This is a genomic window from Planctomycetia bacterium, assembly GCA_015075745.1.
Lineage (GTDB): Bacteria > Planctomycetota > Phycisphaerae > UBA1845 > UTPLA1 > UTPLA1.
The window spans coordinates 281,015-295,441 of the sequence record JABTTW010000002.1 but is presented as its reverse complement, the minus strand read 5'-3'; the positions used below and the strand labels follow the sequence as shown (position 1 = coordinate 295,441).

The window sequence follows — 14,427 nt, the reverse complement described above, 5'->3', positions numbered from 1 at the left end:
ATAGTTCAAGCAATTAGAGAAAAGCCCTCGGTTAATTGCCGAGGGCTTTTTCTTGCGCGGTGGATGATCGGAGTTCTTGGAGTCGCTTTGAATAGCCGAGGGCCTTTTGGGTTTTTTCGTGGGTGTCGCCGAAGGCTTCGCGGAGGATGGGGATGGCGCGGGTGAGTTCTTTTTCGGCTTGGTCGAGGCGGCCTGTTTCTATGAGGACGTTCGCCAGGCCGGCGCGCATGTGGGCGGAGCGCCAGGATTCGGCTTCGCCGGGTTTTTGTTCAACGGCGAGGGCGGCGCGGAAGACTTTTTCTGCTTCGGCCCAGCGCTTCTGGTCGGCCATGAGGAAGGCGAGGTTTGCGCGGGCGGTGGCGACGGCTGATTCACTGGCTTCATTGTCGCAACTGGGGATGTCGCTGAGCCGGGTCCAGATTTTTTCGGCTTCGGCGGCGCGGCCGATCTTGTTGAGGGCGAAGGCGAGATTGCCTGCGGCGGTGATGGTGCGCCAGTCGTTGGGGCCGAACATGCGCTGCAACTGTTCGTGAAGCTCGGTGGTGAGGGGGATGCCTTCGTCCCAGCGCTCGAGTTGAATGAGCGAGGCGGCGAGGGCGTTTTTGCGGATCAGGGTGGTCGGATGGTTGGGGCCGCTGAAGGCGAGCTGGGCTTCGTAGGCTTTGCGCGAGACGACCACGGACTCGTCGTACTTGGACTGCTGGGAGAGGACGAGGGAGAGATGCTGGAGGGCGACGAGGGTGAGGGGATGGGCGGCGCTGAGTTTCTCTTCGCAGGTGGCGAGGATTTCGCGGACGCGACTTTCCGCTTCGGCGAGGCGGCCGGAGTCGGCGAGGAGGTCGAGGACGTTCATTCGGGCGGTGAGGGTCTCGGGGTGATCGGGGCCGTATATCTTTGTTTTGATGTCGATGACTTCGTTGAAGAGGCGCTCGGCCTCCTCGACTTTTCCGACGGCGGTAATGCAGGAGGCGAGGTTGTTCAAGGTGCTGAGGCGGTCGATGTCGTCGGTGCCGAAGAGGCGCGTCTGGGCTTCGAGAGTTTTGCGGTACAGGGTTTCGGCCTCGACGGAACGGCCCTGCCAATCGAGATCAAGGGCGAGGTTGTTGGTGGTGACGAGGGTGGACTGGTGCTCGGGGCCGAGGGTTTTTTCCTGGATTGATCTCAAGCGCTCGAACATGGCGGCGGCTTCGGCGTGGCGGCCGGTGTCGGTCATGAGGATGGCGAGATCGTTGAGGGCGTTCATGGCGGCTTCGTCTTCGTCGCCTTTGACCTGGCGGAGCAGTCCGTAGGAGCGGCGCATCAAGGTTTCGGCGGGGGCATTGAGGCCGAGCTGGCGGTAGTCCCAGCCGAGGGTGCCGGCGATGGCGGCTTCGACTTCGGGTTGATCGGGGAAGGCGCCTTCGAGCCGCTTGACGGCGCCGTCGAGCATTTCCTGGAGGGGGCCGAGGTCGCGGCCGGGGTGCTTCCAGGGATCGACGGTGCGAAGGGTGGTGTCGAGGAAGTTGCGGACGTGCTCAGTCTTGGTGACCTGGCTTTGGAGGGCCTGGCGCACTTCCACTTCGGCGCGATGGGCGGCCTCGGCCTCGCTGAAGCGCTGCTCGGCGATGTGCTCGGCATCGACGGCGCGGGACCAGAGCCAGACCATGCCCAGGCTGAACATGAGAGATGCGACGAAGAGGATGCTGACGGCGCGGACGACGACCTTGTAGCGATCGAGCTTTTTGCGAACGGAGTACCAGGCGCTGTCGCGCTTGGCCTCGATGGGTTCGTCGGCCAGATATCGGCGGATGTCGCGGGCCAGTTCGCCGGCGCTTTGGTAACGACGGTCGGGCTCCTTGGAGAGGCACTTGAGGACAATGGTGGAAAGCTCGTCGCTGATTTCGCGGCGCAATTCGCGCGGGGGACGGGCGGGGGCGGATCGGATGGCCTCGAGGGCTTCGCGGAGGGAGCCGTCGAGCGGATAGGGGAATGCGCCGGTGAGCAATTGATAGAAGACGACGCCGAGGGAGTAGACGTCGCTGCGTACGTCGATGAGCTGAGTGGTGCCTTCGGCCTGCTCGGGGCTGGCCCAGGGGATTGAGCCCATGAAGCCGCCGGTCTGGCTCATCTTGGTCGCGTCTGGAGATGCGTCGGAGAGCTTGGCGAGACCGAAGTCGAGGACGTGGGGCTCGCCGGCGCGGTCGATGCGAATGTTACTGGGCTTGAGGTCGCGGTGGATGACGCCCTGCTGGTGGGCGTGCTGGACGCCGTCGCAGATTTTCGCGAAAAGGGTGAGGCGTGCGCGCTCGGATTGAAAGTCGGATGGAGTTGACGCACTTGCAGCGGTGTGCGGCGCGGGGGACGACGGAGATTTGACGGTGGAGTCCGGGCGCACTGCGCGGGCGGCGTCGATCAGTTTGTCGAGGGCGAATCCTTCGATGTACTCCATGATGTAGTACATGCGGCCGTCGGCGGTGGTTCCGCAGTCGTAGACGCTGACGATGTTGGGATGGCGGAGGGTGGTGACGAGTTCGATTTCGCGTTCGAAGCGGCGACGGGCTTCGCGGGAGGCGAGGGCGCCTTCGAGGAGAATCTTGATGGCGACGCGCCGGTGGGTGGAGACCTGGGTGCCGACGAAGACGACGCCCTGGCCGCCGCGCGCAAGTTCGGAGAGGTCTTCGTAACCGGGGATGGTGGGCAACTGGGCGGAGGCGCGGTGGATGCGGCGCACGTTGCGCAACAGGTCTTCGTCCTGGCCGGTCCAATCGGAAGATGAGTCCATGGTGCGCTGGCCCCGATGATGACGAATCTCGAATCTGTGGGCTGAGTGTAGTTCTACCGCGCAGGCTCGCGTACTCAAAGTCATGTGGGAGGCCGATTCCACCCTAAATGATGTAATACTCGCTACACTGCCCTGATGAGTGGCGAAAGCAGGGAGTCTCGGGCGTCGGGCATCACGTATATCGTGCTTACCCTTGTGGGGTGGTCGAGCGTTCTCTTGTTCCTCAAGCATCTGACGCCGTACATCGACGCGTGGACGGCGAATGGGTGGCGGTATGGATTGTCGGCGCTGTTGTGGCTGCCGGTACTTGTGGTGGGGGCGCGGAGCGGGACGCTGCCGGAGGGGATCTGGCGGCGGGCGCTGGTGCCGGCGTTGTTTAACTGCATGGCGCAGGTTTGTTTTGCGCAGGCGCCGTACTACATCGGCCCGGGGCTGGCGGGTTTTTTGCTGCGGATCAACATCGTATTTTCGACGGCGGGGGCGTTGATTTTGTTTGCGGATGAGCGGCCGTTGGCGCGGAGTCCGTACTTTTGGGGGGGACTGGCGCTGGTTGTGGTGGGGTCGATCGGGACGGTGCTGCTGGGATCGACGCCGCTGGTGGGCGGTACGGCGACGGGGGTGATTTTGGGATTGGGGGCGGGGGCGTTTTACGGATTGTACGGGGTGTCGGTGCGATACTGGATGCACGGGGTTCGACCGATGGTGTCGTTCGCGGCGATTTCGCTTTATACGGCGATCGTCATGGTCTCGTTGATGATCGGCCTGGCCGAGTCGCATGGGGCGGCGGCGTTTGATCTGTCGGTCTTCAACTGGATGATGCTGATTTTGTCGGCGTTGATCGGGATCGCGCTGGGGCACCTGTTTTATTATTCGGCGATCGCGCGGCTGGGCGTTGCGATCTCGGCGGCGGTGGTTCAACTGGCGCCGTTTATCACGGGCGTGGCCTCCGTCCTGATTTTCGGCGAGGTGCTAACGCATTGGCAGTGGATATGCGGGGTGATCATGGTGTTTGGGGCGGGATCGCTGTTCCACTCGGAGCGATCGAGACTCACGGCAGCGCGCGCGCCGCCCAGCGATATTTCGGAACAGGATGCGTTTGAGAGCGCGGGCCGAGACGCGAACGGGGCGTGCGCTGCGACTCGCGTGCCGTGATATCCGCGCGCCGGGTTGCGAATTTCGCCACTGGGGTTATACTATCCACCCAATCTATGATCTCAATTTCGTCAATTTAAGTACGCGCGGCGTGTGAAGGGAGATTCACCATGGGCAACCAGGGAGGCTCGAAAAACAACAACAAGAAAAGGCCGGCCGCGCCAGAATCGGATACGCCCGCCGATGCGTCGGCGAGAGACGCGGCGCCGGGCGATCGGCACAGCGAGGAGATCGTGATCGGCGGCAAGCGCATTTCGCTGGAAGAGTTCAACTGCGAGATGAAAATCCGCGCGATGGTTCCCGAGGACTACGAGGAAGTCATCGATCTGCAATTGAAGTGCTTCCCGGGGATGAAGCCGTGGTCGCGCGAGCAGTGGGACAGTCAGCAGCAGATCTTTGCCGAGGGACAGATTTGCATCGAGTATGACGGGGACATCGTGGCGTCGTCGAGCAGTCTCATCGTTGATTTCGATCACTACGACGCCTGGCAGGACTGGAAGCAAATCGCCGACGGGGGCTTCATTCGCAATCACGATCCGGAAGGCGACACGCTCTACGGGATCGAGATCATGGTCGATCCGGAGTGCCGGGGGATGAAGCTCGCCCGGCGGCTGTACGAGGCTCGGAAGGAACTGGCGCGACAGCGCAATCTTCAGCGGATCATCCTCGGGGGGCGCATTCCCGGTTACTGCAAACATGCGGCGAACATGTCGGCGCGGGAATACGTCGAGCAGGTGATGAAGAAGAACATGATCGATCCGGTGCTGACGCCGCAGATTTCCAACGGCTTCGTGCTCAAGCAACTGATTCCGAACTATATGCCGTCGGACAAGGAGTCGTGCGGGTACGCGACGTTTCTCGAGTGGATCAACCTGGAATATGAAGTGGACCGGACGCGGCGATTCCGGGCCGTGTCGATGGTTCGCATCTGCGTGGTTCAGTACATGATGCGGCGGATCACCTCCTTTGAGGAGTTCGCCAAGCAGTGCGAATTTTTCACCGACGTCGCCTCGGATTACAAGTCCGACTTCATTGTGTTTCCCGAGTTGTTCACGACGCAGCTTCTGTCGCTCATTCGGGCCAAGCGGCCGGGGCTGGCGGCGCGGAAGCTCTCGGAGTACACGCCAAAGTACCTCGATCTTTTCAATGACCTGGCCGTCAAGTACAACGTGAATATCATCGGCGGTTCGCAGTTCACGTTTGAGGAAGACAATCTGTACAACGTCTCCTACCTGTTTCGCCGGAACGGGGTGATCGGCCGGCAGTATAAGATTCACGCCACGCCGAACGAGCGAAAATGGTGGGGGATCTCAGCCGGATCGAGGGTCGAGGTGTTTGATACCGATCGCGGCAAGATTTCCATCCTGATCTGCTACGACATCGAGTTTCCCGAACTGGCGCGCGTGGCGACGGCCAAGGGGGCGAACATCATCTTCGTCCCGTTCAACACCGACGAGCGGTACGGCTATCTGCGCGTGCGTCACTGCGCCCAGGCGCGGGCCATTGAGAATCAGGTCTATGTGGCCATCGCGGGGTGCACGGGCAATCTGCCGTTCGTCGAGAACGCCGACGTCCACTACGCCCAGTCGGGCGTTTTCACGCCGTCGGATTTTCCGTTTGCGCGAGATGCCGTGGCATCCGAAAGCACGCCGAACATCGAGACCGTCATCATCCACGATGTCGACGTGGAAATGCTCAGGCGGCACCGGCTGTCAGGCACGGTCCGCACCTGGAACGACCGACGAAAGGACCTCTATCGCGTGGTCTATCAGGAGCCGGGCGGCGACCGGCTCGAAGTTTGATCGCGGTTGCGGCGACCGGCTCACTTATTTTTTTTCACGGAGTCCAAATTAGGGCGTGAACCTCCTGGCGACACCACGAGGGCGACGGACACTTTTTGCCGCGCTTTATTTCAGCGAGGGCGCGCCGGTGGGGTTCGTGTGGTGGGCGCTGCCGGCGATTTTGCGGGCCGAGGGGGTGGAAGTCGGTACGATCACGCAACTGACGTCGCTGCTGGTATTGCCGTGGGGGATTAAGTTCATCTGGGCGCCGGTGGTGGACGTGCTTCGGACGGCGCGGTGGGGATTTCGATCGTGGATCGTGACGATGCAGATCGGCATGGGGCTGGCACTGTTGCCGCTGGCGTTTGGGTCGATCAAGGCGAGCATGGGGCTGGCGACGACGTTGCTGGTGATTCATGCTTTTCTCGCGGCGACGCAGGATGCCGCGGTGGATGCGCTATGCATTTCCAGCGTGCCTGAAGGCGAGCGCGGGTGGATCAACGGTTGGATGCAGGTGGGCTATATCAGCGGGCGAGCGCTTTTCGGCGGGGTCGCGCTGGTGGCGATGGCGTGGATCGGCGAGGCGGGGGTGATCATCGCCCTGGTGGCGGCGGTGTGGTCGAGTTCTCTGCTGCTGATGTTCGGCGCTGAGGCGAAAGGGCCGGGGGCGGTGGACAGGCCTTCGCAGCGATTGGCGCGATATGTGCCGTTGATGAAGAGCGCTCTTGCGAGTCGTGTGACGTGGCTGGGCCTGGCCTTCGCGCTGGTCGGGGGATGCGGATTCGAGGCGGTCGGCTCGGTGGCGGGGCCGCTCTTGATCGACAGTGGGTTGGATCAGCGTTGGGTGGGAATCTTTTTTATTGTGTTTGCCCTGCCGGGGGCGCTTGCGGGGGGGCGATTGGCCGATCGACTTGGACGCCGTTGCGCGGTGACTTGGCTGGTCGTGGCGATGGCGTCGGTCATCGGTCTGATTTCGGCGGCGCTGATGTTGAAGATCGGCGGGCTCGGGGCGCTGGTGGCGCTGATGGGCACGTTGTACGTTCTGATCGGCGCATTCACGGCGTCTTCTTATGCGATGTTCATGGACATTACGCGGAAGGAGCTGGGGGCGACGCAGTTCAGCGCGTACATGGGGGCGACGAATCTGTGCGAGGCATGGTCGGCGCGGTCGGTGGGGACGCTGCACGGACGGTTCGGCTATGGGCCGGCGTTTGGCATCATGGCGGCGATATCGTTGGTTTCGGTCCCGATTCTCATGGCGATCGGGTCGCGCCGTAAACGACAGGCCGATCATCCGGATGGCGAGGGCCCGCTATGATGACGGCGTCGTGACTGAGGTCGACGGACGGGAACGCACTTGATGGATCGGGGTGGCAGGATGGGCAACGACACGGAAGCAATCGAGACGCTGGCTGGCTGGCTTGCCGAAGCGCGCAGCGCGGTGGCTTTTACCGGAGCGGGGATCAGCACGGAGAGCGGGATTGAGGACTTTCGCAGTCCGGGGGGGTTCTGGACGCGACATCAGCCGGTGTGGTTCGAGGACTTTGTGAATGACGCGGCGGCGCGGCGGCGGTTCTGGCGGCAGCGGCGGGAGATGATACCCGGGATGCTGGCGGCGCGGCCGAATGCCGGGCACGCGGCACTGGCGAGGCTGGAAGCGGCGGGTCGGCTACGCGGGGTGATCACGCAGAACATCGACGAACTGCACCAGCGGGCGGGGAGCCGAAGTGTGCTGGAGGTCCACGGGACGGCGATGAAGGTGCACTGCCTATCGTGCGACAAGACGTGGCCGAGCGAGGAGATTCAGGGGCGACTGGAGGCGGGAGAGGAGGAGTTCACCTGCGACGAATGCGACGGGCTGCTCAAGTCGCGGACGGTATCGTTCGGTCAGACGCTGCCTGCGGCGGTGATGATGGAGGCGATGCAGTGGGCGCGGCAATGCGATCTGTTCATTGCGATGGGGTCGAGCCTGGTGGTTTATCCGGCGGCGTCGATTCCGGAGGCGGCGAAGCGGCACCGGTCGAGGCTGGTCATTATTAACCGCGATCCGACGCCGATGGACGGGGTCGCCGATCTGGTGATTCACGAGCCGATCGGCGAAACGATGAGCGCGGTGATGCGGGCGATTGACGGGCAGTGAGTCGAAGGCCGTGGAAGGGGGCGTCGGTCAGATCGGGCGGCGGCGTCGGCGAACGAGCAGGAGGGAGCCGGCGAGGAGGGCGAGGGTGGCGGGCTCGGGGACGGGCATGTAGGAGAGGGTGTCGATTCCGATGTAGTTGCTTCGCAGGCCGTTCGGTCCGCCGTCTTCAACGAAATAACGAAAGGCAAAGCGACCCATGGTGTTGGGGGCGGGGATGCCGGTCACTGTGACATCAAACTGCGTCCATACATTGTCAAGAACGTGATCTTCCGTGCCGAGGCCATAGGTGCTGTTGATATCGCGGAGCAGCATGGTGAAGTCTCCCACGCTGGTGGCCGTCGCGCCGACGTTGACGCTTGCGCCGCTGGTGCTGAGGCGTAGTTGGAGTCGATCGGCGAATTGCTGACCAAGTATCGTGCCGGAACGAGCGTAAAAGCTGATGGTGTCGCCATTGCTAAAGGAGCGAACGGGCGACATCAGCCAGTTGCTGATTGTGTCCTGGTCAGCGCCATCGCCGACATTCTCGAAGTTGGCCCCGATATAGGCACCCGGTATTCCGAACAGGTCTCCGTTAAACGGATCCGAGGTGGGCTTGAACCAGCCCGTGTTTCCCAGGGTACTGCTAAGGTTTTGCAGGACCCAGCATTCACCAGTGAGCATGACGCAATTACTTCCTTGGGGCGGAATTCCCAGCGGAACATTGTCGAAAGTCTCATGAAGTGCCTGGGCGCGGGCTGGGGCGGCGACTGCGCAGAGCGCGGAGATGGCGAGGCAGGCGGCCACGAAGTGCCGGAGCCTTGCCACTCCCGGGTATTCTCGCGTCCTACGAGAGATAATGGTGCGCAATCTCCCTTCCGAATGACACACGAACGCAGTGAGGCTGTATCGCTCCCACGCTTGGTGAGCGGCGGATACGTCTCGTCGCGCTGTTGTCCCCACGGTCCGGGCACGGCCCGAACCACTTGTCTCATCACATGTTACTAGGTTTGGAGGATTAAAGTCAAACGAGGCGGCCGAAATATCGGGGATTATCGGAATTGAGGAGCAGCCCGAATTGTGTGGAGTGGCACATTCGACCGGGCAACGGGGGTGATTCGGAGCGCTGAGCCGAGGAATTCACAAATATGTATTCGGACGGACTCTCGGTGAGCGCTGCCAGAATTGAGCGGGCGTGACCGGCTATCGCAAAAACAAGGAGGGCCGCCCCCCGACCGAGAGCGGCCCTCCACACATGAAGAAAGCTGTACGGCGAACTATCTACGCCGAGGGACTATCACTTGATCGAAAGAAGTCCGCGCTTGCGGCGGATGAGCGTCAGGGCACCGATCGCGGCCATAACGGCCGTGGCAGGCTCCGGGACGCCGGTGGTGTAGAAGAGGAAATCGCGGGTGTAGCCGTTGCCGCCGTCGGGACCCATGAGCCAGCCGTTACCGGTGACGGCGTCCCACTGAGCGCCGGCGAAGACGGCAGGGTTTAGACGATGCCGGAACTGCAGATTGAACGGGTCGGCGCCGCCGCCGGGGCTCTTGCCGGTGAAGGATCGCGGGCCGTTGTAGATGGCGGCCTGCATGCCTTCGTTGAAGAGCGGGGTCAGGGTGAGTTCCAGGGCACCGAAGGTGATAGCGTTATTGCTGATGCCGGCGTCGATGAGCTTCTGGAGCATGTCGGCGCTGGGAAGGGTGGCGGAGCCGAGGGCACTTCCCTGGCCGTCGATCTGCTTGAAGATGGCGGAGATGCTCCAGAGCTGATCGGTGGCGTCAAAGCCGGAGTTGCCGCTGTAGACCGTGGCGCCGCCGTTGCTGCTTTGAAGGTGGGCGATGGTGCCGGTGATTTTGGCGAATTCGGTGTCGGGCGTGATCGGGCCGGCGGGATCGAAGAACTCCATCTGGACATCGACAAAGTGGAAGGTCTGAAGTTTGCCGTTATCGAGGCGCAGGCCGTAGTCTTTGGCATCGACGGCGTTGGTGTTGGCGGATGCGTTTCCATTGGGGTGCGAGAAGAGCGGCACCGAAAAGAGGCTGTATGCCTCGGCGGATTTCGGCGCGGCGGCGAAGACGAGTGCGGCCGCCAATGACGCGTAGCAGATTCCACTTAGCTTCATGAGCTTGTCCCCCAATGGCGAGTTCAGTCGGGATCGCCGACCCACGTCGGGAGCCCTTTAGTTTTATGCCGCGTCAACGTCGCGACGTGGAGAAAAATAATGACACGAGAGGCGCCAGGCGGTGTTATGCCTCGTCGCGAAAGCGATCGATAGCCACCGCCTTATGGGGCATTGGTTTTGCAAGTGCCGCTGGTGACACATGATGTGGCACTGGGCGGGACGAAGGCGGCATCCGATATTGCGCCGGCTGATTTGAGATGGGGAAAGCAATAGCCGCAAAATCAGTCGTGCGGGTTGTAACGACGCGACGAATGCATGCGCCATCACGGCTGCTTACGGCCACGCTTACGCGACGCATTACATATCGGAAGCGGCGGTGATGCGGGATGCGGGAACCCCTTTTTTGGGGACGGATTCCATGACCGGGGAATGACGGCCCTTGGGGTGTGATTCGACGGGCGCTATCGGCTGGTTTATTCTAGGGAGGATGGATCGGCGGACCCGAAATCAACTGTGCACGTGGCTCATCGTCCTGGGCCTCGGCAATTTCATGGTGTATGCGATCGGATACGCGATCATCGGCGGGGACGCGCCGAACGGCTACGTGAAGCACATCGAGACGGGCCCGGTCTATTATGTTCGCGGACACTTCGTGCATCGGCAGATCGGGTACGAGCAGGACGTGCCGAAGTGGGTGTGGGTTTACAGCTACGTACACTCGATCAGCATCTGGCCGTCGATCGCGGCGGTGCTGCTGGCGATGCTGGTGCTGGCGCGGCCGCACATCATGGCGACTTATCAGCGGGGGATGGTCTCCGGGGTGGCGCTGATTACGATCATGGCGACGGTGATCGTGCTGGTGACGACGACGGTCATGATTTTGTTCATCGTGGATTTCATCCGCCGGATTACCTGACATGGTGAAGGAAAGCGTGGCGAAAACGACCGCAGAACCGCTGGAAGCCGTGATCGGCCGGGCGATCCCGACGTATGAGCCGCGGCCTCAGCAGACGGCGATGGCGTCGGCGGTGGGGCGGGCGCTGGCGGAGCATCGGCACCTTTTGGTCGAAGCGGGGACGGGGGTGGGCAAGAGCTTTGCCTATCTGCTGCCGGTGATCGAGACGGTGCGGGAGCGGCGGTGCAAGGTCGTCATCTCCACGTATACGATTTCGCTACAGGAGCAGTTGATCGAGAAGGACATTCCGGCGCTGGCGAAGGCTGTCGGCATTCCGCTGAAGGCGGTGCTGGTGAAGGGGCGGCAGAATTACCTGGGGCTGCGGCGGCTGATGCAGACGAGCCGGCGGCAGAAGACGGTGTTCTCGAATCCATCCGATCTCGAGCAATTGCACCAGATTGAAGACTGGGCCTATGAAACGAAGGATGGTTCGCTGTCCGATCTGGGGTTCCAGCCGCTGACGCAGCTTTGGCAGCGGGTGCGGAGCGAGAGCAACAACTGCATGGGCTCGAGCTGCGCGACCTTTAGCACCTGTTTCTATCAGCGGGCGCGGCGGAAGGTCGAGGACGCCGACATCCTGGTCGTCAATCATGCGCTGTTCTTCGCCGATCTGGCGCTGCGACGAGCGAATGTTTCGATTCTGCCGGACTACGAGCACGTCGTCTTCGACGAGGCGCACAACATTGAGGCGGTGGCCAGCGACCACTTCGGGCAGACGATCTCGCCGACGCAGGTTCATCATCTGCTGAGCGGCATTCACAATCCGCAGACGGGGCGGGGGTTCATCGGGATGCTGGGCTGCGAGTCGGCGGTGAAGGCGTCAACGAATGCGCATCGGGCGGCGGACGCTTTCTTCGACGAGCTTGGCTCGCTGGCGACGGGTGGGCGCGGGACGACGCGACTAGACGGCCCGCCGAAGATCAACGATTCGCTGAGCCCGGCGCTGCGGGAGCTGGCGGGGGAACTGAAGGCGCTGAAGGGTCGATTCGACAGGCCGGACGATCAGTTTGAGTTGACGTCGTTTGTCGATCGGTGCGTGGAAGCGGCGGGGGCGCTGGAGACGATGCTGAAGCAGTCGAGCGAGGGGCAGGTTTACTGGCTGGAGTCGGCGCGGAGCGGAGAGACGGGGGCTCGGCGTGGCAGACGGCAGGCGACGCTGCGTGCGGCGCCGCTGAGTGTCGCGGAGGTACTTCGCGAGGAGCTTTTTGAGAAGGTGAAGTCGGTCATCCTGACCAGCGCGACGCTTTCGACCGGGGGCGGGCAGGGGTTTTCGTATTTGCGCAAGCGACTGGGAATCGACGAGGCTGATGAGTTGCAGCTCGATTCGCCGTTTGATTACATGAACCAGGTGACGCTTCACATCGAGGCGACGCTGCCGGAACCGAGCGATCCTGCTTTTGTCGGCGCCGCGGTTGAGCGGGCGAAGGCGTATCTGCTGGCCACGCGGGGCCGGGCGTTTGTGCTGTTCACCAGCTATGACGCGCTGAACAGGTCGGCGGCGCTGCTGGAGAGTTTTTGCGAGCAGCACGATCTGACGTTGCTCGTGCAGGGGCAGGGGCTGCCGCGTGGGCAGATGATCGAGCAATTTCGCAAGACGCCGGGGGCCGTCATTCTGGGGACCGACTCCTTCTGGCAGGGGGTGGATGTGCCGGGCGAGGCGCTGCAGACGGTGATCATTACCAAGCTGCCGTTTACCGCGCCGGACCAGCCGCTGCTCGCCGCCAGAAGCGATGCCATTCGCGCGACGGGCGGCGAGCCGTTCAACGAGCTGCAGATGCCGGAGGCGGTGCTGAAGCTCAAGCAGGGGTTCGGCCGGTTGATTCGGACGGGATCGGATCGTGGGGTGGTGGTGATCATGGACCGGCGAATCAAGACGAAAGCGTACGGGCGGCGGTTCCTTGAGGCGCTTCCTCGGTGCCGTGTCGAGTATCATTAGGCATGTGAATTCCGCAGGCCCGGCGACGGGTTGGGTGGGGATGGTCGCTTCGGGGTTTTGGGACGCACACCAAGTGTCGGGTCATGAGTGCTCGATGGCCCATGGGGCGATGGGCCGAATCATTGGCAAATTGCCTCGACTTTCGTGGTTGGGCTGTCGGCGTAGCCGGCAATCTTGATTAGCCCCGAAAACGCCGTAAAATAGGATCGACACGGTTCTTGCGCCAGGCCCACGCCTCCGGAGGATCGCAAGGACCGTCGAGCCCTGCCTGCCGAGGCTCCCGAACCGACCGGAAAACCGGCGGAACGAAAAATAATCACTCCGCAAGGGATCGCGATGGATTCCAAAGCACACCACGAAGAACTCAACCCGATCGACTGCCACAGCATCGGCCACGATGAAAGTGAGCTCGATGAGGCGGAATTGATTTCACCGGCCGCGGAGGAGTCATCCTCCTCGCGGGAGAAGTCCAAAGGCCCGGTGATTAATCGCCTTTGCCGGGCGTGCATCAAGGTGAACGCGAGCGACCTTCATCTGAAGGCGGGTTCGCCGCCGCGGTTTCGCGTTTCCGGCGACGTTCGCAAAGCCCAGGAGCCGCCGCTGACGTCGAAGGAAATCGAAGACATGGTCTTCGAGGTGATTACCGAGAATCAGAAGAAGTACTTCTACGAGAACGGGGCCCTGGACTTCGCCCACCAGATTCCCGGGTCGGATCGATTTCGTTTCAACGTCTTTCGACAGCGCGGGTCTACCTCGGTGGCGGCGCGGCGGGTGACGTCAAAAATCGCCGACTTTGAGGAACTGCTCCTGCCGCCGGTTCTGAAGGAAGTCTCCAAGCTGCAGCAGGGACTGGTCCTGCTCGCGGGCATCACGGGATCGGGCAAGTCGACGACGATCGCGGCGATGATCAATTACATCAATAAGACGCGGGCCTGCCACATCGTGACGCTGGAAGACCCGATCGAGTACGTCTTCACGGACGACAAGGCTTTTATCAACCAGCGTGAAATCGGGATCGACGTCAAGGATTTTCATCAGGCGCTGAAGTATCTGATGCGCGAGGACCCGGACGTGGTGCTGGTCGGCGAGATGCGCGACCGCGACACGTTTGAGGCGGCGATCCATGCGGCGGAGACGGGCCACCTTTGCTTCGGGACGATTCACGCGTCGAGCACGTCGCAGACGATGACGCGCATTCTCGATTTGTTTCCCGAGGACGCGCGGGCCCAGGTTCGGCAGGCGCTGATGTTCAACCTCAAGGCGGTGGTCGCTCAGAAGCTGCTGCCGTGCATCCATCCGTCTCGGCCGCGCGTACCGTGCTGCGAAATCATGATCGCGAATCCGTCGATTCGAAAGCTGATCGCCGAGGGCCGCGACTTTGAAATCACGACGGTGCTGAAGAACTCCCTTGAAGAGGGGATGCAGGACTTCACCGAGGCGCTTTATAACCTGGTGCAGCAAGAGTACCTGGACATGCGCGTGGCCCTGGAGGTGGCGCCGAACCCGGATGAGTTGAAGATGCGTATGAAGGGCATCCGCTCGGGCGGGCGCGGTATGTTGGGATAGGCGGGCCTGGTGCGAGCCGAGCCCATTTTGCGGCT

At 62.2% G+C, this 14,427-nt stretch carries 10 protein-coding genes; 7 read left to right on the top strand and 3 right to left on the bottom strand.

What is annotated here, in order from left to right; all coding sequences use genetic code 11:
* Positions 1-31 precede the first annotated feature (31 nt).
* Complete coding sequence (locus HS101_14725; GenBank protein ID MBE7507521.1) at positions 32-2,761, bottom strand: serine/threonine protein kinase; 2,730 nt, start codon at positions 2,759-2,761, stop codon at positions 32-34.
* Positions 2,762-2,944: 183 nt separating this feature from the next.
* Here HS101_14725 and HS101_14720 point away from each other — a divergent pair, with 183 nt between their 5' ends.
* The 4 genes from HS101_14720 to HS101_14705 all read left to right on the top strand — a co-directional run bounded on the left by HS101_14720 (position 2,945) and on the right by HS101_14705 (position 7,834).
* Positions 2,945-3,913, top strand: a complete 969-nt coding sequence (locus tag HS101_14720) for a DMT family transporter (GenBank protein MBE7507520.1) — start codon at positions 2,945-2,947, stop codon at positions 3,911-3,913.
* 278 nt (positions 3,914-4,191) lie between these two features.
* Positions 4,192-5,715, top strand: coding sequence for a bifunctional GNAT family N-acetyltransferase/carbon-nitrogen hydrolase family protein (locus HS101_14715; protein MBE7507519.1), 1,524 nt, complete (start codon positions 4,192-4,194; stop codon positions 5,713-5,715).
* A gap of 55 nt (positions 5,716-5,770) precedes the next feature.
* Positions 5,771-7,012, top strand: coding sequence for an MFS transporter (locus HS101_14710; GenBank protein MBE7507518.1), 1,242 nt, complete (start codon positions 5,771-5,773; stop codon positions 7,010-7,012).
* Between the two features lie 60 nt (positions 7,013-7,072).
* Positions 7,073-7,834, top strand: coding sequence for an NAD-dependent deacylase (locus HS101_14705; GenBank protein MBE7507517.1), 762 nt, complete (start codon positions 7,073-7,075; stop codon positions 7,832-7,834).
* A 27-nt stretch (positions 7,835-7,861) separates the two neighbouring features.
* Here HS101_14705 and HS101_14700 read toward each other — a convergent pair whose 3' ends face one another.
* Together HS101_14700 and HS101_14695 are read right to left on the bottom strand one after the other, a co-directional pair.
* Entirely contained in the window at positions 7,862-8,494 is a 633-nt protein-coding gene (locus HS101_14700; GenBank protein MBE7507516.1) for a PEP-CTERM sorting domain-containing protein, read from the bottom strand.
* Between the two features lie 613 nt (positions 8,495-9,107).
* A complete protein-coding gene (locus tag HS101_14695; GenBank protein MBE7507515.1) occupies positions 9,108-9,935 on the bottom strand; it encodes a hypothetical protein in 828 nt (275 codons plus the stop codon).
* Between the two features lie 487 nt (positions 9,936-10,422).
* Between HS101_14695 and HS101_14690 the strand changes: the two genes are divergently transcribed.
* The 3 genes from HS101_14690 (at position 10,423) to HS101_14680 (ending at position 14,392) form a co-directional block, all read left to right on the top strand.
* On the top strand, positions 10,423-10,851 hold the full coding sequence (locus HS101_14690; protein ID MBE7507514.1) for a hypothetical protein: 429 nt from the start codon (positions 10,423-10,425) through the stop codon (positions 10,849-10,851).
* A 1-nt stretch (position 10,852) separates the two neighbouring features.
* Positions 10,853-12,826 carry a DEAD/DEAH box helicase gene (locus HS101_14685; protein MBE7507513.1) on the top strand — a complete coding sequence of 658 codons (1,974 nt, stop codon included), beginning with the start codon at positions 10,853-10,855 and terminating at the stop codon, positions 12,824-12,826.
* 336 nt (positions 12,827-13,162) lie between these two features.
* Positions 13,163-14,392: a PilT/PilU family type 4a pilus ATPase gene (locus tag HS101_14680; protein ID MBE7507512.1), complete on the top strand. Its 1,230-nt coding sequence runs from the start codon at positions 13,163-13,165 to the stop codon at positions 14,390-14,392.
* Positions 14,393-14,427 lie beyond the last annotated feature (35 nt).

What these genes read in the sequence shown, in the direction of transcription:
- HS101_14725 (MBE7507521.1), bottom strand. Translation starts at nt 2,761, where the DNA reads ATGGACTCATCTTCCGATTGGACCGGCCAGGACGAAGACCTGTTGCGC.
- HS101_14715 (MBE7507519.1), top strand. Translation starts at nt 4,192, where the DNA reads ATGAAAATCCGCGCGATGGTTCCCGAGGACTACGAGGAAGTCATCGAT.
- HS101_14705 (MBE7507517.1), top strand. Translation starts at nt 7,073, where the DNA reads ATGGGCAACGACACGGAAGCAATCGAGACGCTGGCTGGCTGGCTTGCC.
- HS101_14700 (MBE7507516.1), bottom strand. Translation starts at nt 8,494, where the DNA reads ATGCTCACTGGTGAATGCTGGGTCCTGCAAAACCTTAGCAGTACCCTG.
- HS101_14695 (MBE7507515.1), bottom strand. Translation starts at nt 9,935, where the DNA reads ATGAAGCTAAGTGGAATCTGCTACGCGTCATTGGCGGCCGCACTCGTC.
- HS101_14690 (MBE7507514.1), top strand. Translation starts at nt 10,423, where the DNA reads ATGGATCGGCGGACCCGAAATCAACTGTGCACGTGGCTCATCGTCCTG.
- HS101_14685 (MBE7507513.1), top strand. Translation starts at nt 10,853, where the DNA reads ATGGTGAAGGAAAGCGTGGCGAAAACGACCGCAGAACCGCTGGAAGCC.
- HS101_14680 (MBE7507512.1), top strand. Translation starts at nt 13,163, where the DNA reads ATGGATTCCAAAGCACACCACGAAGAACTCAACCCGATCGACTGCCAC.